This window comes from Ruminococcus sp. 1001713B170207_170306_F1 (assembly GCF_015668065.1).
Lineage (GTDB): Bacteria > Bacillota > Clostridia > Lachnospirales > Lachnospiraceae > Blautia_A > Blautia_A faecis.
Window position 1 is genome coordinate 1 of the sequence record NZ_JADPEX010000007.1, and the last position, 18,508, is coordinate 18,508.

Consider the following 18,508-nt stretch of genomic DNA (forward strand, 5'->3'; position numbering starts at 1 on the left):
CATAAGTCTCCGTAAGCGCTGGATTTCGCTTACGCTAAGAGCGCGCCTGAAATGGCTCGCTGGAGTAATACACATTGTCCAAATGCTGTGTACTGGCTGGTTAGTATAAACTTTTAACAAAGGGGAGAGGGTGAGTGATTGGCTTCCCTATACTTTCTTGGCAATGATAGATGGCAAAAAACAATAAAGTTGCGGGATACCAACTACTTCACCCCACCCCCGTTGTTGTCGTTACTGTTTCTTTCTTCCCTTTCCAGTAACCAGCGATTTTGCAATGTATATTCGCAAGCCGCGCATTTCAGGAGCGGTTTTAGTGGAGGCGAGATCCATGACTTACGGAGACTTAGGCGCGAAGGCTTTCCTGAGCGTCTTAGTCGTAGTTAGTCATTAGCTTGCCGGAACGTTGCGACGCGCGGCGGTGAATATACATTGTGAAATCGCGTCCGGAATAACGACCAACACACTAAATAGCAATTGTGTAAAAAATATCTAAAATACCCTTGCTATATTTTACCCCAATTTTACATTCAAAAGCTAGTGCATTTTACATCCAAACATTAAGATACAACTGTAATCGCGAGAAAGGTAAAAAACATAAGGACCGCGAAGAAAAGGAGAAAATAAATCATGAAAAAAGGTTTAGCAGTAGCAATGGCGGCATTATTAGGAGTAGCAACAATGGGAACAACAGTTATGGCAGCAGCTTCCGGAGATATCACAATCTGCTCCAGAGAAGACGGATCCGGTACAAGAGGTGCATTCATTGAACTGTTTGGAATTGAAGAAAAAGACGCAGATGGAAATAAAGTAGACAATACAACAGAAGCAGCAAAGATCACAAACAGCACATCCGTTATGTTAAGCACAGTAGCACAGGACGTAAATGCAATCGGATATGTATCTCTTGGTTCTCTGGATGACAGTGTAACAGCATTAAAAATCGACGGAGCAGAGGCAACAGCAGAAAACATTGAATCCGGAGATTACAAAGTAGTTCGTCCATTCAACATTGCAACAAAGGATGATGTAAGCGAAGCGGCACAGGATTTCATTACATACATCATGAGTGCAGATGGACAGAAGATCATTGAAGACAACGGATACATCTCAGTAGGCGACAAACCTGCATACGAAGCAACTGCTGTAGAAGGAAAAGTTGTAGTAGCTGGATCCTCTTCTGTAACACCGGTTATGGAGAAGCTTGCTGAAGGCTACAAGGCAGTAAATGACAAAGTTGATATTGAGGTTCAGCAGAGTGATTCTACAACTGGTATGACATCTGCAATTGACGGACTTTGCGATATCGGTATGGCATCCCGTGATTTAAAAGACAGCGAGACTGAGGCTGGTCTTACCGCAACTGTTATCGCAAAAGATGGTATCGCTGTAATCGTAAACAACGACAGCGGTGTTGAGGAACTTACCAGCGAGCAGGTAAAAGATGTTTACACAGGCAACATCACAACCTGGGAAGACCTTACAAAATAATAAGAAATAAAGTCACTGTTCACAAAAAACATCTTGCGGAATGCTACCAGTGAATAGTAAAGAAATAAAGTACCTTTACAGTTACGAAACAAGAAACAGAAATAAGGAATCCTGCAAAGCCCGTCAAAAGTTTTGCAGGATCCAAATTTTCCGAATAAAAAAGGAACTTACTTTATATGAAATCGATCAATGAAACTGTAATGAAATTTGTATTCCTCGCAGCGGCCTGTACCTCCGTATTAGCCGTTGCATTAATCTGCATTTTCCTATTTGCAAACGGAATCCCGGCAATGGCGAAGATTGGTCTGCCAGATTTTCTGTTTGGAATGAAATGGAAGCCATCCAATGGACTGTATGGAATTTTTCCATTCATTCTGGGAAGTATTTATGTAACAGCAGGGGCAATTGTGGTGGGAGTTCCAACAGCCCTTCTGCTTGCAATCTTCCTTGCATTTTATTGTCCGAAAAAGCTGTATGCACCATTAAAGGCAATGGTAAACCTCCTTGCAGGAATCCCATCTGTTGTTTATGGATTTTTCGGTTTGACAGTGTTTGTCCCGCTGCTTCGACAGCTTACCGGTCATGATGGAAGTACCATGCTGACTGCTTCTGTACTTCTTGGAATTATGATCCTTCCAACGGTAACCGGCGTTGCAGAACCAGCCTTGAAAAGTGTTCCCACAAGCTATTATGAAGGGGCACTGGCACTTGGAGCAACCCACGAAAAAAGTGTGTTTGGCACTGTTTTTCCGGCTGCAAAATCAGGTGTATTAGCTGGTGTGGTTCTTGGAATCGGACGTGCCATTGGTGAGACGATGGCAGTGATTATGGTAGCTGGAAACCAGACCTGGATGCCACAGGGACTTTTCAAAGGACTTCGAACCATGACCGCAAATATTGTTATTGAAATGGGCTATGCAACAGATCTTCACAGAGAAGCACTGATTGCAACAGGTGTTGTATTGTTCGTATTTATTCTGATCATCAACCTTTGTGTATCAGCCCTGAAGAGGAGAGCAGAAGATGAGTAAAAGCAAATTATCTTACTGGAAAAATCATCCGGGTTCTGCCATCCTAAGGCTCTTGGTATGGTTATCTGCAATTATTACAGTGGCAGTTATGGCGTTTCTTGTTGGTTTTATTCTGATAAAGGGTGTTGGAAATCTGACACCAGACTTATTTGCACTGGAATATAATTCTGACAATGCATCTTTAATGCCGGCACTGATCAACACCTTGATCATCACCCTGTTATCTTTGGTAATCGCTGTGCCATTTGGAATTTTTGCAGCAATTTATCTGGTTGAGTATGCGAAAAAGGGCAGCAAGCTGGTTAAGATCATCCGTATTACAACAGAGACTCTTCAGGGAATTCCATCCATTATCTTCGGTCTGTTCGGTCTTCTGTTTTTTAGTACTGCTCTCCATTGGGGATATTCCCTTCTGGCGGGAGCTATGACATTGGTGATTATGATCCTTCCGCTGATCATCCGTACTACAGAGGAGGCACTTATGGGTGTCCCGGATGCGTACAGAGAAGCTTCCTTTGGCCTTGGGGCAGGAAAGCTCCGCACCGTGTTTAAAGTGGTGCTTCCAAGTGCAATTCCTGGAATCCTTTCCGGTGTGGTACTTGCGACAGGACGTATTGTTGGTGAGACTGCAGCCCTGATTTATACTGCCGGTGCTGTGGCGAAGGTTCCATCCAGTCTGATGGGATCCGGACGTACCCTGGCAGTACATATGTATGTGCTTTCCAGTGAGGGACTTTACATGGATCAGGCTTATGCTACAGCAGTTATTCTGTTGCTTTTCGTACTTGTGCTGAACTGGGTATCCGGTTTCTGTGCAAAGCACTTAAGCAAAGCTGCAAATGGGCAGTAATGATGGCGCCAGGCGGTGAATATCCGCTTCATGAAAAATTCACACTCAGCAGGTTTTCAGAAATTGTAAATGAGCTGAAAATTTCTGCAGCAAGGAGAATTATGGGTAAAATAGATGTAAAAAATATGGAGCTGTACTACAGCAGCTTCCATGCCTTGAAAAATATTAATCTGGAGATTCCGGAAAAGAAGATTACCGCGTTCATTGGTCCAAGCGGCTGCGGAAAATCCACATTGCTGAAATCATTAAACCGTATGAACGATCTTGTGGAAGGCTGCAAGATCACAGGCGATATTTGTCTGGACGGTGAGGATATTTATGGGGATATTGATGTAAACCTTCTTAGAAAACGTGTTGGAATGGTTTTCCAGAAACCAAATCCTTTTCCAATGAGCATTTATGATAACATTGCATATGGACCTCGTACTCATGGAATTCATTCCAAGGAAAAACTGGACGATATCGTAGAGCGTGCTCTTCGAAATGCTTCTATCTGGGATGAGGTAAAGGATCGGTTGAAAAAGAGCGCCCTGGGTATGTCTGGCGGACAGCAGCAGAGACTTTGCATTGCAAGAGCTCTTGCAGTAGAGCCAGAGGTACTTCTTATGGATGAGCCTACCTCTGCACTTGATCCAATTTCCACATCTCACATTGAGGATCTGGCGTTGGAATTAAAAGACCGTTACACCATCGTGATCGTAACTCACAATATGCAGCAGGCAGTCCGTATTTCTGACAAGACTGCATTTTTCCTGCTGGGTGAGATTATTGAATATAACGATACTACAGAACTGTTTTCCAGACCACAGAACAAGAAAACAGAAGAGTATATTACAGGGAGGTTTGGTTGATATGAGAGATGTGTATACCGCAAAGCTCTTCAGGCTTTCAGATGAGGTCCTGGAAATGGGAAATCTGTGCGGTCAGGCCATCATGAAGACCTGTCAGCTTCTGGCAAGCGTGGAGGTCCGTGAGGCTGCCACAAAGGAGATTGGAAGAATTGAGAAGGAGATTGACGACAAAGAGCATAATATTGAGGCTCTGTGCATGCAGCTTCTTCTGAAACAGCAGCCGGTTGGTACTGATCTTCGTAAAATTTCCGCAGCACTTAAGATGGTAACAGATATGGAGCGAATCGGCGACCAGGCTACTGATATTGCGGAGATTCTGAACACAGGCAGCGTTCATATACCAGTAACAGCCATCCCGCTTCAGGAAATGGCAGATTATGCCATGCATATGGTAAATGACAGTGTTACCGCTTATGTAGAGGGAAAAAGTGACCTGGCAAAAAAGGTGATCAGCAGTGATGATATTCTGGATAATCTTTTCGATAAAGTAAGAAATGCGTTGGACCAGAACACCATGGACTTTTCCAGTGACGAGGTTCTTGATCTTCTGATGATCTCCAAATACTATGAGCGAATCGGCGACCACGCCACCAACATCGGAGAGTGGGCAGAGTTTTCTGTAGACGGAATTCACAGAAACGGAGACAGCATCAGCGATCTGTTTAATCCGGATTCCTTATAATAAGATTAGAGCGTGTTTGAAAAATCATTCCCGCAATCTGCACGCCCCACTTTGCGGGAGCTTTCACCCGAATTCGGTTGCCGTAGCCCGCTACGGCGCCCTCATCCGAGCGAAATCTCCCACAAATTGTGACGCACATCTTGCAGAAAGCCTTTTTCAAACACGCTCTAGAACAAAGACAGGGGCAAACACGTTTTGCCTCTTTTTAGCAAGAAAAAGAACCTTGTCTGACTGGCTAAAAGCATCGTATCAGACAAGGCTCTATGTTTTTCAGGAGAGGAATTCTTTCTTTACTTTTATTTTATTCGTAATTTTTATGTTTTTTAAAGAAATCCTTTGTTTCCTTTACGACTACACCGCTTAAAGCAAGCAGCGCAATCAGGTTCGGGAAGGCCATCAAGGCATTGAAGATATCTGCAATGTTCCAGACAGCAGCAACAGTCATGTACGGTCCGAAGAAGACGCAGATGATATATAACCAACGGTAAGTCTTTACTGCAGTCATGTTGCGGTTGAAAAGGTATTCCAGGCAGCGCTCACCGTAATAATCCCATCCAAGGATGGTTGTGAATGCGAAGAATACCAGGCACAGCATAAGAGCAAAGGAGGCAAACTGTGCAGGGAATGGAAGACCTTTCTGGAAAGCTGCAGTAGTAATCGCAACACCTTCAAGTCCTGTATTCCAGGTTTCGGTAATGACAATGGAAAGACCTGTCATGGTACAGATTACAATGGTATCAATAAAAGTACCGGTCATGGAAACAAGTCCCTGGCGAACCGGTTCCTTTGTCTGAGCGGCAGCTGCAGCAATAGGAGCGCTACCAAGACCAGACTCGTTTGAGAAAATACCGCGGGCAATACCTTTCTGCATTGCCACAACCATGGTTCCCATGGCACCGCCTGCAAGGGCACTTCCGTTGAAGGCTGTTTTTACAATTGTAGCGATGGCACCAGGAACTGCGGTAATATTTGTGATCACAATGATCAGTGCAAGTGCAACATAAAGAACCGCCATAAATGGAACGATAATCTGGGAAACCTTTGCAATACGCTGAATACCGCCAAGAACTACAAGTCCTACACATAAGGTAAGAATCAGGCAGGCGATTACAGTTGCCCAGGAGTATGTATTTCCAAAAAGGGAAACGGTGTGTACGGTATCCGGGTCAAAGAAGTTCTTTACTGCAGAAGCAATACCGTTTACCTGAGTAAAGGTACCAATTCCGAAAAGACCGACTCCGGCTCCAAAGAATGCAAAAATTTTCGCAAGCCATCTCCACTGTTTTCCCATACCATTCTCAATATAATAAAATGGTCCGCCAAGAACGTGTCCGTCCTTGTCGATGGTACGGTATTTGATGGCCAGAAGTCCTTCTGCATATTTGGTTGCCATTCCGAAGAATGCAGCAACGATCATCCAAAACAGGGCTCCGGGTCCGCCAGCAGCAATAGCAGTGGCAACACCTACGATGTTACCAGTTCCGATAGTTGCGGACAAAGCTGTGCAGAGCGCACCAAAGCTTGTGACTTCACCTTCGCCGCCTTCTTCATTTTTTACCATGAATTTCAGTGCTTTTCCAAGATGTCTTACCTGTAAAAAGCCTAACCGAACGGTTAAAAGGAATCCTGTGATCAGGATCAGAATGATTAACGGAAGTCCCCAGACTACTCCGTCAAACCAGGTGATAAAGTTGTTGATTTGTGTAAACATGTTCTCTTTCCTCCATCCTTTTGCCTGAGAGATTAACAGCATTACAAATGCTGCGTACACCTTCGGCGCTCTTCCATAAATTTTTTTGAAGAGACTCTCCTGAGTTACGAAAAACCTGCCTATACATTTTTTATAAAATGTACGAGCGTGACGGCCATTCGTACTGTGTAGAAACACACTAACACACAGAATATCATATACGATCATAAATTTCAATGAAAATGTTAGAAAAATATTTTGTTTTGACAAGAAAAATATTTGCCTTTTCTTCATTGCAGCACAGGAGCGCGTTTGGAAAATCATTTCCGCAATCTGCTGGTATCATAAAATGAAACAGTTGACATGCATTTTCATATGTGCTATGCTTATGAAGATTTTGAAAGACAAAGAAAGAGTCTTTTCAAAGCAATTATTTTGGATCACTCCATTTGGGGTTAAGGCCATACGGACAGCCGGGTCCACTGCCGCTGATGGTAACTTTGGTTGCCTTATTGATTGAGTTAGAAGCTCAAATTTTATAAGTTGGTTCCTTTGATAACCACTATGCGCCTGATGCGCAGACTTGTGAAACGGTCAATAAGAGTAGTAAAAGTATGATTGCTATATAGACTCTGACATATATCATCCGGATTTCTATTTTATGTAAATACGAGGATTCCTGTATTTATTATAAGTCAATGGAGATAGAATCGGGAAGAATGATCCAAGCAGGTTTGCGGTTTTGAGGCAGCCTGCTTTTTTTGTGTAATAGAAAATTCCGTTGGAATTTCCTATTATATAAAAAGCTCTGCTGGGTAGGATTCCACTGCAGCGGAAGAGCAGATGGCGCTGGAAGCGCCCCTTTGCAGGCGGAGAATCCTGCAAACAGGATTCTTTATACAGACAAAGGAACTGGAAATGGAGACGCAATGAACAGAACTCGTTTTAAACTGGACCAGAATCGTGCACCAATTCACGAGGCTCTGGAAAATTTCCGGCGCATGAGGGTGGTACCCTTCGATGTGCCAGGACATAAAAGAGGAAGAGGAAATCCGGAGCTTACTGAGTTTCTGGGGCAGAAATGTGTAGGCGTGGATGTAAACAGCATGAAACCGCTTGATAATCTCTGTCATCCTGTATCTGTGATCCGGGAGGCAGAAGAACTGGCAGCAGATGCCTTTGGAGCAGCTCACGCCTTTCTCATGGTTGGCGGAACTACAAGCTCCGTACAGACCATGGTGTTAACTGCCTGTAAGAGGGGAGACGAGATCATTCTTCCCCGCAATGTTCACAGAAGCGTGCTGAATGCGCTGGTTCTGTGCGGAGCAATTCCGGTTTATGTGAATCCGGAAGTAGATCAGAGACTTGGAATCTCTCTTGGAATGCGCCGTGAACAGGTGGCAAAGGCAATTAAGGAGCATCCCAATGCAGTGGCTGTGCTGGTAAACAATCCCACCTATTATGGAATTTGCAGTGATCTACGTGCAATTGTGCGGATGGCTCATGAAGCAGGAATGTTGTGTCTGGCAGATGAAGCCCATGGGACTCATTTTTATTTTGGAGGAGGTCTGCCGGTTTCGGCAATGGCAGCTGGTGCAGATATGGCATCTGTATCCATGCATAAAAGCGGTGGAAGCCTGACCCAGTCCAGCCTTCTTCTGACTGGACCTGACGTCCATGCCGGATATGTCCGTCAGATCATCAACCTGACCCAGACTACTTCCGGAAGCTATCTTCTGATGTCAAGTCTTGACATTTCCCGGCGGAATCTTGCACAGCGCGGACGTCAGATTTTCCATCAGGTAGCAGATATGGCAGAATATGCAAGGGAAGAGATTAACGCCATTGGCGGCTATTACGCATTTGGAAAAGAACTGGTGAATGGAGATTCGGTTTTTGATTTTGACATTACGAAATTAAGTGTACATACTCTGGATATCGGACTTGCAGGAATTGAGGTTTACGACATTCTGAGAGATGAGTATGATATTCAGATCGAATTTGGTGATATCGGAAATATTCTGGCTTATCTGTCAATTGGAGACCGTGCCCAGGAAGTAGAGCGGTTGGTAAGCGCCCTTGCGGAGATCCGCAGGCGTTTTCAGAAGGATAAATCAGGATTGCTGGATCAGGAATATATTGATCCCCAGGTAGTAACAAGCCCTCAGGAAGCTTTTTATGCAGAAAAATGCAGCCTTCCTCTCAGGGAAACGGAAGGAAAGGTATGCAGTGAATTTGTAATGTGTTATCCTCCGGGAATCCCAATTCTGGCTCCAGGGGAACGGATCACCCCGGAAATCCTGGATTACATTGAATATGCCAAGGCAAAAGGATGCAACATGACAGGTCCGGAAGATCCGGATATATTACGGTTAAATGTGCTGGAGCATGTTTGAAGTTACTGTGAACGGAGTGAACAGTAACTGTTTGAAAAAGGCTGTCTGCAAATTGTGACATACATCTTGCGGGAATAATATTAAAACATACTCTGGCAGGGAGGTAAAGAAAGTGGAAATGTGGTTTTCGGAATTTCATACACCGGATGTGAAGCATAGTATCCGGGTAAACCGTCAGCTCTACTCAAAGCAGAGCGACTATCAGCGAATTGATATTTTTGAGACACCGGAATTTGGCAGGGTTCTTACACTGGACGGAAATGTAATGCTCACGGAACGTGATGAATTTATTTATGACGAAATGATTACCCATGTACCTATGGCTGTCCATAAAGAAGCCAAGGATATTCTTGTAATCGGAGCCGGAGACGGCGGAGTTGTACGTGAACTGACCAGATATGACCGTGTCCGCCATATTGATCTGGTAGAGATGGATCCCATGGTAGTGGAAGCCTGCCGTGCCTATCTTCCGGGAAATGCCTGCAGGCTTGATGACAGGAGAGTGCACCTTCATTATGAAAATGCGTTGAAATTTATCCGACGCTGTGAAAATAAATATGACCTTATTATTGTGGATTCTTCCGATCCTTTTGGTCCTTCGGAAGGCTTGTTTACACGAGAATTTTATGGAAACTGTTATAATGCGCTGAAAGAGGATGGAATCATGGTCAATCAGCAGGGAAGTCCTTTTTATTCTGAGGACGCCCATGCCATGCAGCGCAGTCACAAAAGAATTGCCAGTACGTTCCAGATCAGTCGTGTTTACCAGGCACATATTCCTACCTTTGCTGCCGGTTACTGGCTGTTTGGTTTTGCAAGCAAAAAGTACCATCCGGTGGATGATCTGGATCCGGAGGCATGGAACGCCCTGAATCTTCGCACCCGTTACTATACCACAAGGCTTCACAGAGGTGCATTTTATCTCCCGGCTTTTCTGGAGGAAATGCTTCAGGAGGTGGAGGACTGATTTATGATTTTACCAAATATTGAGAATTTTATCGGCTGCGACAGCAGCTTTGAGGAAGCAGGGATTGTTCTTTACGGAGCGCCCTTTGATTCTACCACAAGCTTTCGCCCTGGAGCCAGGTTCGGTCCTTCTGCCATTCGTCATGAAAGCTTTGGACTGGAAACCTACAGCCCTTATCAGGACAGCGACCTTACAGATATTCAGGTATTTGACAGTGGAGATCTGGAGCTTTGCTTCGGCAGCAGTGAAATGGCACTTGCTGATATACAGAATCGTGCCTGGGAAATTCTGGAAGCAGGAAAGATACCCTTGCTTTTAGGCGGCGAGCATCTGGTGACACTGGCGGCTGTAAGAGCCACAGCCAGAAAGTATCCAGGGCTTCATATTATTCATTTTGATGCCCACGCAGATTTGAGGGATGATTATCTTGGTGCCCGTTTAAGCCATGCGTGTGTCATCCGCAGATGCCATGATATACTGGGAGATGGACGGATTCATCAGTTTTGCATCCGAAGTGGGGAAAGAGAAGAATTCCGGTTTGCAAAGGAGCATACAGATTTTCATCCTTTTACCTTTGAAGGCTTGGAGGAGACCATACAGGAGTTGGACAGGGAGCAGGTTCCGGTATATTTTACCATTGATCTGGATTGCCTGGATCCATCCGTATTTCCGGGAACTGGTACACCGGAGGCGGGAGGCGTAAGCTTCCTTGAGCTTCTTGCGGCTATTCGGAAGGTATCAGAATTAAATATTGTGGGAGCAGATGTCAATGAGCTGGCACCTATGCTGGATCCAAGCGGTGTTTCCACAGCCACAGCATGCAAGGTGGTCAGGGAACTGCTGCTGGCAGTGGCGAAATAAAAACAGCTGCGATAGTGAAATATAAAATAAGGAGATAAAAAACATGAGCAGAGTACTTGTAATCGGCTGCGGCGGAGTAGCCAGTGTAGCAATCCAGAAATGTTGTCAGGCAGATGAGGTATTTACAGAACTGTGTATTGCAAGCAGGACAAAAGAAAAATGTGATGCCCTTTCCCGGAAGCTGGAGGGAAAAACAAAAACAGTTATTACCACGGCAAAGGTAGATGCAGATGATGTAAACCAGCTGATCCAGCTGATCAACAGTTACAAACCGGATCTGGTAATGAACATTGCACTTCCGTACCAGGATCTGACAATTATGGATGCCTGTCTGGCATGTGGCGTAAACTATATGGATACGGCAAATTATGAGCCCGAAGATACCGATGATCCGGAGTGGCGGGCTATTTATGAAAAACGCTGTAAGGAAGCTGGATTTTCCGCATATTTTGATTATTCCTGGCAGTGGGCATACCGGAAGAAATTTGAAGAGGCAGGACTTACTGCACTTCTTGGCTGCGGCTTTGACCCTGGCGTTACACAGGCATACTGTGCATATGCATTAAAGCATGAGTTTGACCAGATTGATACCATTGATATTCTGGACTGCAACGGAGGAGACCACGGATATGCGTTTGCAACCAACTTTAACCCGGAAATCAACCTTCGTGAGGTAAGCGCGCCTGGAAGCTACTGGGAGAATGGACATTGGGTGGAAATTCCTCCGATGGCCATCAAGCGGGAATATGATTTTGACCAGGTCGGCGATAAGGACATGTATCTTCTTCATCACGAGGAAATTGAGTCCCTTGCCCAGACAATTCCGGGAGTAAAGAGAATTCGTTTCTTTATGACCTTTGGACAGAGCTACCTGGATCACATGCGCTGTCTGGAGGATGTGGGAATGCTTTCCACTACCCCGATCAACTATAACGGACAGGAAATTGTTCCCATCCAGTTTTTGAAGGCTCTTCTTCCGGATCCGGCAAGCCTTGGTCCCCGTACCAAAGGTAAAACCAATATTGGCTGTATTTTCACCGGAGTAAAGGATGGACAGGAGAAAACCTACTATATTTATAATATTTGTGACCATCAGGAATGCTATAAGGAGGTTGGAAGCCAGGCAATCAGCTACACGACAGGTGTTCCGGCCATGTGTGGGGCATTAATGATGCTTACCGGAAAATGGATTCGTCCAGGAGTGTATACAGTAGAAGAATTTGACCCGGATCCGTTCCTGGAGGCACTTGACAAATACGGACTTCCACGCAGTGAAAATCATAATCCGGAGCTGGTTGATTAATGGAAAAAACAGATACAAGACCACCCTTTGCAGCATCCGGCGGAGTTATTCCGCCGGAATTCCGGAAAATCAAGACGCCTTGTTATGTTCTTGACGAAACAGCGCTTATAAAAAATGCAGAATTAATGGGAAAGATCGCCGAAAAAACAGGATGTAAAATGCTCCTGGCGCAGAAAGCTTTCAGCAATTATGACTGCTATCACCTTCTGGAGCCATATCTGGCAGGAACAGAAGCAAGCGGACTGTACGAAGCAAGGCTTGGCGCCCAGGAGATGCCAGGAAAAGAGGTACATGTCTTTTGTGCCGGATACCGTGAGGATGAATTTGAAGAGCTGCTTTGCTTTGCAGATCATATAGTGTTTAACTCACCCTCCCAGCTTCTTCGATTTGGAAAAAGAGCGAAGCAGGCCGGAAAAAGCGTAGGGCTCAGGATCAATCCGGAATGCTCTACCCAGGAAGGACATGCAATTTATGATCCCTGTGCCCCGGGAAGTCGTATGGGTACCACGAGAGCACAGTGGGAGACCGCTGTGAAAATACATCCGGATCTGACCGGATTATTGGATGGTATTCACTTTCACACCCTTTGCGAGCAGGATTCCTCTGATCTGGAAACCACTCTTGCAGCGGTGAAGGTGAAATTCGGAGATCTGATTTCTAAGGTAAAATGGCTGAACCTGGGAGGAGGACATCATATTACAAGACCAGGTTATGATATTGCACGGCTTGAAAAGTGCATTGAGGCGGCAAAGGAAGAATGGAAGGTGGATATTTACCTGGAGCCTGGAGAGGCATGGGCTTTAAATGCCGGATTCTTTCTGACAACCGTGCTGGATGTGCTGCAAAATGGTGATACCCGGCTTGCAATTTTGGATGGAAGTGCTGCATGTCATATGCCGGATGTTCTGGAAATGCCTTACCGTCCTCCCCTTCTTGGAGCAGGGGAGCCAGGAGAGAATGCCGTTACCGTCCGTCTTGGAGGACCAACCTGCCTGTCCGGGGATGTTATAGGAGATTACAGCTTCCAAAAGCCTTTGGAATACGGAGAGCTTCTCATGTTTGGCGATATGGCCATATATACAACTTGCAAAAACAATACCTTTAACGGAATGCCCCTGCCTGATATCTGGCTGCGGCATGGTGATAAAACCATGGAACGTCTGACGGATTTCGGCTACGAGGATTTTAAAGGCCGACTTGGCCACCGCAGGTAATCAGAGCAGGTCTCCTGTAAAATTTATAAAAAGACGTAAGTCATAGAAATATGGCTTGCGTTTTTTTTTCTGTCTGGAAGAAAGTGAGATATAATGACACAACACCAGAAAAGATCTGGAACGTATGAAACAGTCTGAGTATATGTAAACGTATGGTAATAATATCTAAAAAAAGAAGATACATTTTTAGTAAAAAACGCTTTTGAAATAAGAACAAAATGGTTTTATAATAAAAATAACGGCAGGCAGCGTAGTGATGCGGGAAAGCAACATCTTATATGCTGCCTGTTGTTTATAAAATGAATTTCAGGAGGAACCATACATGCATGAATATGAAATCTTTATTGAAGAAATAAATCCGTGTGGAGGAGAACAATACAGTAAAAAAACTTTGATTGAGGCAGAAGCAGTAAGTCCGGAAGCTTATGTAAAAGAAAACAGAAGATTTCCGGTTCTGGAATCCACATGCAATGAGAGCGGCGATGTTGTAATAGTAACAGGAGACAAACAGGGTTCTTTTGTACGTTATACTTTTACGGAAGCTATAAAGAGGCAGTAAAATCAAATGATCCTGAAGCCTTAGTTGCTATTATAAAAATGATTTATCAACGAAAACAAAAAAGGCTTGCACAAGGAAAAAAGTGCACTACTACAGATACAAGATATTTTCAGGTGGCCGAAAATCTGTTATATGTGGAGCTTGGAATTGCTCTTGGAAAACCAAAGCAGCAAATCTGTAAAACAATTATTGATTATATGAATCAAAGTGAATCAAAGAGTTGACAATCGTATTTGAAAAATGGAGGAATTGTATAGAAAACGCAAAAAAATTTGTTTGACTTTTAGAAAAACAGGCAATATAATTAAATCAAACGAGTAGCAGGTAAGCGTAAATCCAGTTTACAAGCTGCTCGTTTTTGTTTTACTAAAAATGAATATCGCCATGAAAAAGTGTGTAGCCTGTCAGCGTAAGTCCAGCTTATATGACAGGGTGCGCGCTTTTTTTGAGCAGAAAAAGAGAGGAGTTAAAACAAAATGGCGGAAAGCAACAAGATGAAGGAGATGCCGGTGAACAAGCTGATGGTCCAGATGGGAATTCCGATGATCTTATCCATGGCATTGCAGGCTGTTTATAATATTGTAGACAGTGCGTTTGTAGGGAATATGAGAGTGGGCAGTGAAGCGGCACTAAATGCACTGACCCTGGTATTTCCGGTGCAGATGCTTATGGTGGCAGTGGGGATTGGAACCGGTGTAGGAACCAATGCACTTCTTGCAAGGACACTTGGACAGGGAAACAGTAAAAAAGCTGCAAAGGTAGCAGGAAACAGCCTGTTTTTGGGTGTGATCATTTATGTGGTTTGTTTATTATTTGGCATCTTTGGAGTGAGAGCATATATTTCATCTCAGACCGTAGATGCAGAAGTACTTGAGATGGGAGTAAGTTATCTGCGGATATGTTGTGTGATTTCTTTTGGAATCATCTTCTTTTCTTTGTTTGAAAAGCTGTTACAGGCCACAGGACGCTCTCTTTATTCTACAATCGGTCAGGTGGTTGGAGCAGTTATAAATATCATCCTTGATCCGATCATGATCTACGGGATTGGACCTTGCCCGGAAATGGGAGTGAAAGGTGCAGCCTACGCAACTGTAATTGGACAGGTAGCATCCGCAGTATTACTGCTTATCTTTCATATCAAATTAGATAAGGAATTTGAGCATGGGGCAAAATACATGAAGCCGGATGGCAGAATTATCAAGGAAATCTATGCAATCGGACTTCCGGCGATTATCGCTCAGGTACTGATGTCTATTATGGTTTATGTGATGAATCTGATCCTGAAGTTCAATCCGTCAGCACAGACAGCTTATGGATTGTTCTATAAAGTTCAGCAGTTTGTTCTCTTCCTTGCATTTGGTCTGCGAGATGCGATCACTCCGATCATTGCATTTGCTTATGGAATGAGAAGTAAAAAGAGAATTCAGGATGGTATCAAATATGGACTTATTTATACCGTTGCATTAATGATTATTGGAATTGCAATTACGGAGATTTTCCCCGGAGCATTTGCAACGCTGTTTAATGCGGGACAGTCGAGAGAATATTTTATCGGTGCGATGAGAGTGATCTCGGTAAGCTTCCTGTTTGCCGGAATCAATGTTGCTTATCAGGGCATTTATCAGGCACTGGACGGTGGTGTGGAATCGTTGGTTATTTCACTTTTGAGACAGCTTATTATCATTTTGCCACTGGCCGGAATCTTTTCACTGTTTGTAAGAAATGGTCAGGTGGGCGTTTCAATGATTTGGTGGGCATTTCCGATTACAGAAGTAATTGCATGCCTGGTAGGCTATGTATTTTTAAAGAGGATTAGAAAAAACAAAGTTGATACTTTGCGTTAAGGAGGAACTGGAAATGGCAAAAAGAATCATTACAATCAGCAGAGAATTTGGAAGCGGTGGACGTTTTATCGGAGAAGAAGTCGCGAAGAAGCTGGGAATTGCTTATTATGATAAAAATGTTATTAATGAGATTGCAGAAAAGTCCGGTTTATCACCGGAGTATATTCAGGAAAATGCAGAGTTAGCTCCGAAAAAAGGGTTGTTTGCATATGCACTTGCAGGGCGTGACATCACAGGGAAGTCTGTGGAGGATATGGTACATGAGGCGCAGCGAAAAGTTATTTTAGAATTGGCAGAGAAGGCTCCTTGCGTGATCATTGGAAGAAACGCAGATTATATCCTGAAAGACCGGGACGATGTGCTGAATGTATTCATTCATGGGGATATGCCGGAGAAAACACAGAGGATCATTCGCTTATATAATGTAGATGAGAAGAAAGCAGTGAAAATGATGGCAGACACAGATAAAAGACGTATGACAAATTATAACTTTTACACGGAGCATAAATGGGGAAAGGCCAGTAATTATACGTTGTGTCTGAACAGTTCACAGCTTGGATATGACAGATGTGAGAAGATCATTATGGAATGCATTAAATAACAGGAGGTGTATACTGTTTACTACAAATTGCTGTTGGTTCCAGGGCAGGAATATTAGACGAAATAGTCAGTGAGGTTTCTATGGCGATTTCCATTTTTCGCTATGGATGGAAAAATATGGATTCTTCTGAAACTGAGACATAATAACAAAAACTGGTTGATAAACCAGATAAAAGTGATATACTGAATGCAGAAAAGAAACCGTGTGGGATTCCAATTTTGTTTCACACGGTTTTTTAGAAAATATGAGTTAGATGCAACTAATATGCATGATAATAATTTATTGGGAAATGTAAAATAGTACAGATTTCTATGAGAATATTGATTTATGGTGCAGGTGTGATTGGAGAAAAAAGCATGAAAAACGAAGAATACAAAAAATTATCAATCAACGAGTTTACAAAAGCAGCAGGAAGATATGAAAGTAACCATGCTGGTATTTACGAAATGTGCAAGAAGGATTATCCGGATATTCTGGAAGAATTAGAGAAGGAGCCATTTAGAGATTTATTGGATGCAGGCTGCGGACCTGCTCCGATGATTTCTTTATTATCAGAAAAATATCCAGACCGGCATTATACAGGACTGGATCTGACTCCTGCGATGATTGAACAGGCAAAAAAGAAAGATATTCCAAATGCAATATTTGTTGTGGGAGACTGTGAGAATTTTCCTTTTGAAAACGATTCATTTGATGCAATTATTTGTTCTATGAGTTTCCATCATTATCCGGATCCACAGGCATTTTTTGACAGTGTGAAAAGATGTCTTCGCCCAAATGGAAGATTGATTCTGCGAGATGTGACTAGTGACAATAAAGTATTGGTATGGCTGATGAATACACTGGAAATGCCTCTGGCAAATATATGCGGACACGGAGATGTCCGGGTTCCAACAAGAGATATGGTCATGAAGTGCTGCAGAAAAGCAGGGTTAGAAGTAGAAAAATTTGAAACCCGTAAAGGTATGAGGATGCATTGTGTTGTGAGAAAATCTATGGGAGAAGGCGACAGGCAATGAAAGAAAAAGTGAATGTGACAGGTGTGCCAGAAACGATGGTACAGACTTTGTATGCAAGAGCAAAAGAAACAAAAAAGCAAAATGCCAAAATCAAGGATGAGATTGCAGTAGAACTTGTGGAGAAGCTGGACTATAACTTTTCCAAAGCAGATAAGGATAAAGCCATGAATTATGGCGTAATTGCGAGAACAATCGTATTAGACCGGATGGTTAAGCAATATCTGGAGAAGCATGCAAATACAGTTGTTATAAATATTGCATGTGGACTGGATACCAGATGTTATCGGATGGAGAGAAAATATCTGCACTGGTACAATGTGGATCTGTCAGAAACGATGAAGATAAGGAGTCAGTTCCTTACCGAAACTGGTCCGGTATATCAGATTGCAAAGTCTGCAATGGATGAATCCTATGTAGATGATATCGATTATCATGGTGAGAATGTTCTGGTAATAATCGAAGGTCTTACAATGTATTTGTGTGAAAAGGATATTAGAAAAATGTTTTCTATTATTGAGAAATCATTCCAGAAGGTAACCGTAATGGTTGAAACCATGTCCCCTTTTGTTATAAAACATGTGAAAGAAAAATCTATAGAGGGGAGCAATGCAAAATTCACATGGGGAGTTAAGAATGGAAAGGAACTGCAAAGAATCATACCGGCATTTTCTGTTCGACAGGAAGTCAGTCTGATTGAAGGAATGAAAGAGCTTATGCCGATTTATCATGTGATAGGAAAGTTTCCAATCGTTCGGAACATCTCAAATAAAATAATAGTTATGGAGAAACGTGGCTGATATTATACAAGCAGGAGATGATACAGATGATGAAAAGACATTTTGATGTGGAATCAGATGGATTTTATGGTGCATACTGGAAATGCAAAACAGGTTCAGACTGTGCAATGATTGCAATGATCGGGGATGATCCGGAGGATTATCTGGCGCGTACATCCGTGAAATGGTTACATAAACTCGGTGTGAATGTGATGACAATGTCACCTGGAAAAAAGGATTATGGACATTTGGTACAGGGCGGAACAAAACGAAAATCAAATTGGAAAATTATAAGGTAGGAGGACAGCGTGGATACAGACAAAATAATACAAGATTTAAACCGCTATTTTGCATGGCTCGTAGCGTTCACACAATC

18 protein-coding genes, 1 pseudogene and 1 riboswitch are annotated in these 18,508 nt (G+C 43.3%); of the genes and pseudogenes, 17 read left to right on the plus strand and 2 right to left on the minus strand.

Annotated features, from left to right (window positions below):
- The first annotated feature begins 627 nt into the window (after positions 1-627).
- The 5 genes from I4V84_RS06160 to phoU all read left to right on the plus strand — a co-directional run bounded on the left by I4V84_RS06160 (position 628) and on the right by phoU (position 4,902).
- Positions 628-1,488, plus strand: coding sequence for a substrate-binding domain-containing protein (locus I4V84_RS06160; protein WP_195991432.1), 861 nt, complete (start codon positions 628-630; stop codon positions 1,486-1,488).
- Between the two features lie 176 nt (positions 1,489-1,664).
- Complete coding sequence (gene pstC, locus I4V84_RS06165; protein WP_148461214.1) at positions 1,665-2,519, plus strand: phosphate ABC transporter permease subunit PstC; 855 nt, start codon at positions 1,665-1,667, stop codon at positions 2,517-2,519.
- A complete protein-coding gene (gene pstA / locus I4V84_RS06170; protein WP_195991433.1) occupies positions 2,512-3,369 on the plus strand; it encodes a phosphate ABC transporter permease PstA in 858 nt (285 codons plus the stop codon). The genes pstC and pstA overlap by 8 nt, the downstream gene beginning before the upstream one ends.
- A 101-nt stretch (positions 3,370-3,470) precedes the next feature.
- On the plus strand, positions 3,471-4,220 hold the full coding sequence (gene pstB, locus I4V84_RS06175; protein ID WP_195991434.1) for a phosphate ABC transporter ATP-binding protein PstB: 750 nt from the start codon (positions 3,471-3,473) through the stop codon (positions 4,218-4,220).
- Position 4,221: 1 nt separating this feature from the next.
- Entirely contained in the window at positions 4,222-4,902 is a 681-nt protein-coding gene (gene phoU / locus I4V84_RS06180) for a phosphate signaling complex protein PhoU (protein ID WP_195991435.1), read from the plus strand.
- On the opposite strand, the gene I4V84_RS20335 is transcribed toward phoU, so the two are convergent.
- Entirely contained in the window at positions 4,883-5,041 is a 159-nt protein-coding gene (locus I4V84_RS20335; protein ID WP_334286029.1) for a DUF6783 domain-containing protein, read from the minus strand. The genes phoU and I4V84_RS20335 overlap by 20 nt on opposite strands.
- On the opposite strand from I4V84_RS20335, the pseudogene I4V84_RS20340 reads away from it, so the two are divergent.
- Positions 4,979-5,266 (plus strand): annotated as a pseudogene (locus I4V84_RS20340) (DUF6783 domain-containing protein); the annotation flags it as partial. The gene I4V84_RS20335 and the pseudogene I4V84_RS20340 overlap by 63 nt on opposite strands.
- On the opposite strand, the gene I4V84_RS06185 reads toward I4V84_RS20340, so the two are convergent.
- A complete protein-coding gene (locus tag I4V84_RS06185; protein WP_173717955.1) occupies positions 5,204-6,613 on the minus strand; it encodes an alanine/glycine:cation symporter family protein in 1,410 nt (469 codons plus the stop codon). The pseudogene I4V84_RS20340 and the gene I4V84_RS06185 overlap by 63 nt on opposite strands.
- A gap of 2 nt (positions 6,614-6,615) precedes the next feature.
- Positions 6,616-6,725: riboswitch (glycine riboswitch) on the minus strand.
- Positions 6,726-7,521: 796 nt separating this feature from the next.
- Between I4V84_RS06185 and I4V84_RS06190 the strand changes: the two genes are divergently transcribed.
- The 11 genes from I4V84_RS06190 (at position 7,522) to I4V84_RS06240 (ending at position 18,431) form a co-directional block, all read left to right on the plus strand.
- Entirely contained in the window at positions 7,522-8,988 is a 1,467-nt protein-coding gene (locus I4V84_RS06190) for an aminotransferase class V-fold PLP-dependent enzyme (protein ID WP_148461333.1), read from the plus strand.
- A gap of 112 nt (positions 8,989-9,100) precedes the next feature.
- Positions 9,101-9,955, plus strand: a complete 855-nt coding sequence (speE, locus tag I4V84_RS06195; protein WP_195991436.1) for a polyamine aminopropyltransferase — start codon at positions 9,101-9,103, stop codon at positions 9,953-9,955.
- A gap of 3 nt (positions 9,956-9,958) precedes the next feature.
- On the plus strand, positions 9,959-10,816 hold the full coding sequence (gene speB / locus I4V84_RS06200) for an agmatinase (RefSeq protein WP_195991437.1): 858 nt from the start codon (positions 9,959-9,961) through the stop codon (positions 10,814-10,816).
- Positions 10,817-10,859: 43 nt separating this feature from the next.
- Positions 10,860-12,119 carry a saccharopine dehydrogenase family protein gene (locus I4V84_RS06205; protein ID WP_195991438.1) on the plus strand — a complete coding sequence of 420 codons (1,260 nt, stop codon included), beginning with the start codon at positions 10,860-10,862 and terminating at the stop codon, positions 12,117-12,119.
- Positions 12,119-13,333 carry a carboxynorspermidine decarboxylase gene (locus I4V84_RS06210; protein ID WP_195991439.1) on the plus strand — a complete coding sequence of 405 codons (1,215 nt, stop codon included), beginning with the start codon at positions 12,119-12,121 and terminating at the stop codon, positions 13,331-13,333. Before I4V84_RS06205 ends, I4V84_RS06210 begins: the two co-directional genes overlap by 1 nt.
- Before the next feature lie 322 nt (positions 13,334-13,655).
- The gene (locus I4V84_RS06215; RefSeq protein WP_195700332.1) at positions 13,656-13,892 is read left to right on the plus strand and encodes a hypothetical protein; all 237 of its coding nucleotides are present in this window, start codon (positions 13,656-13,658) and stop codon (positions 13,890-13,892) included.
- Between the two features lie 476 nt (positions 13,893-14,368).
- Complete coding sequence (locus I4V84_RS06220) at positions 14,369-15,736, plus strand: MATE family efflux transporter (protein ID WP_195991440.1); 1,368 nt, start codon at positions 14,369-14,371, stop codon at positions 15,734-15,736.
- Positions 15,737-15,749: 13 nt separating this feature from the next.
- On the plus strand, positions 15,750-16,337 hold the full coding sequence (locus I4V84_RS06225; RefSeq protein WP_173717555.1) for a cytidylate kinase-like family protein: 588 nt from the start codon (positions 15,750-15,752) through the stop codon (positions 16,335-16,337).
- A gap of 356 nt (positions 16,338-16,693) precedes the next feature.
- On the plus strand, positions 16,694-17,356 hold the full coding sequence (locus I4V84_RS06230; RefSeq protein ID WP_173717554.1) for a class I SAM-dependent methyltransferase: 663 nt from the start codon (positions 16,694-16,696) through the stop codon (positions 17,354-17,356).
- A complete protein-coding gene (locus tag I4V84_RS06235) occupies positions 17,353-18,153 on the plus strand; it encodes a class I SAM-dependent methyltransferase (RefSeq protein WP_173717553.1) in 801 nt (266 codons plus the stop codon). Before I4V84_RS06230 ends, I4V84_RS06235 begins: the two co-directional genes overlap by 4 nt.
- Positions 18,154-18,179: 26 nt before the next feature.
- Entirely contained in the window at positions 18,180-18,431 is a 252-nt protein-coding gene (locus tag I4V84_RS06240) for a hypothetical protein (RefSeq protein WP_226815910.1), read from the plus strand.
- Positions 18,432-18,508: the final 77 nt, after the last annotated feature.

Excerpts from the sequence above, each read along its gene's own strand:
- I4V84_RS06160 (WP_195991432.1), top strand. The coding sequence starts at position 628 with ATGAAAAAAGGTTTAGCAGTAGCAATGGCGGCATTATTAGGAGTAGCA.
- pstC (WP_148461214.1), top strand. The coding sequence starts at position 1,665 with ATGAAATCGATCAATGAAACTGTAATGAAATTTGTATTCCTCGCAGCG.
- pstA (WP_195991433.1), top strand. The coding sequence starts at position 2,512 with ATGAGTAAAAGCAAATTATCTTACTGGAAAAATCATCCGGGTTCTGCC.
- pstB (WP_195991434.1), top strand. The coding sequence starts at position 3,471 with ATGGGTAAAATAGATGTAAAAAATATGGAGCTGTACTACAGCAGCTTC.
- phoU (WP_195991435.1), top strand. The coding sequence starts at position 4,222 with ATGAGAGATGTGTATACCGCAAAGCTCTTCAGGCTTTCAGATGAGGTC.
- I4V84_RS20335 (WP_334286029.1), bottom strand. The coding sequence starts at position 5,041 with ATGTGCGTCACAATTTGTGGGAGATTTCGCTCGGATGAGGGCGCCGTA.
- I4V84_RS06185 (WP_173717955.1), bottom strand. The coding sequence starts at position 6,613 with ATGTTTACACAAATCAACAACTTTATCACCTGGTTTGACGGAGTAGTC.
- I4V84_RS06190 (WP_148461333.1), top strand. The coding sequence starts at position 7,522 with ATGAACAGAACTCGTTTTAAACTGGACCAGAATCGTGCACCAATTCAC.
- speB (WP_195991437.1), top strand. The coding sequence starts at position 9,959 with ATGATTTTACCAAATATTGAGAATTTTATCGGCTGCGACAGCAGCTTT.
- I4V84_RS06205 (WP_195991438.1), top strand. The coding sequence starts at position 10,860 with ATGAGCAGAGTACTTGTAATCGGCTGCGGCGGAGTAGCCAGTGTAGCA.
- I4V84_RS06210 (WP_195991439.1), top strand. The coding sequence starts at position 12,119 with ATGGAAAAAACAGATACAAGACCACCCTTTGCAGCATCCGGCGGAGTT.
- I4V84_RS06215 (WP_195700332.1), top strand. The coding sequence starts at position 13,656 with ATGCATGAATATGAAATCTTTATTGAAGAAATAAATCCGTGTGGAGGA.
- I4V84_RS06220 (WP_195991440.1), top strand. The coding sequence starts at position 14,369 with ATGGCGGAAAGCAACAAGATGAAGGAGATGCCGGTGAACAAGCTGATG.
- I4V84_RS06225 (WP_173717555.1), top strand. The coding sequence starts at position 15,750 with ATGGCAAAAAGAATCATTACAATCAGCAGAGAATTTGGAAGCGGTGGA.
- I4V84_RS06230 (WP_173717554.1), top strand. The coding sequence starts at position 16,694 with ATGAAAAACGAAGAATACAAAAAATTATCAATCAACGAGTTTACAAAA.
- I4V84_RS06235 (WP_173717553.1), top strand. The coding sequence starts at position 17,353 with ATGAAAGAAAAAGTGAATGTGACAGGTGTGCCAGAAACGATGGTACAG.
- I4V84_RS06240 (WP_226815910.1), top strand. The coding sequence starts at position 18,180 with ATGATGAAAAGACATTTTGATGTGGAATCAGATGGATTTTATGGTGCA.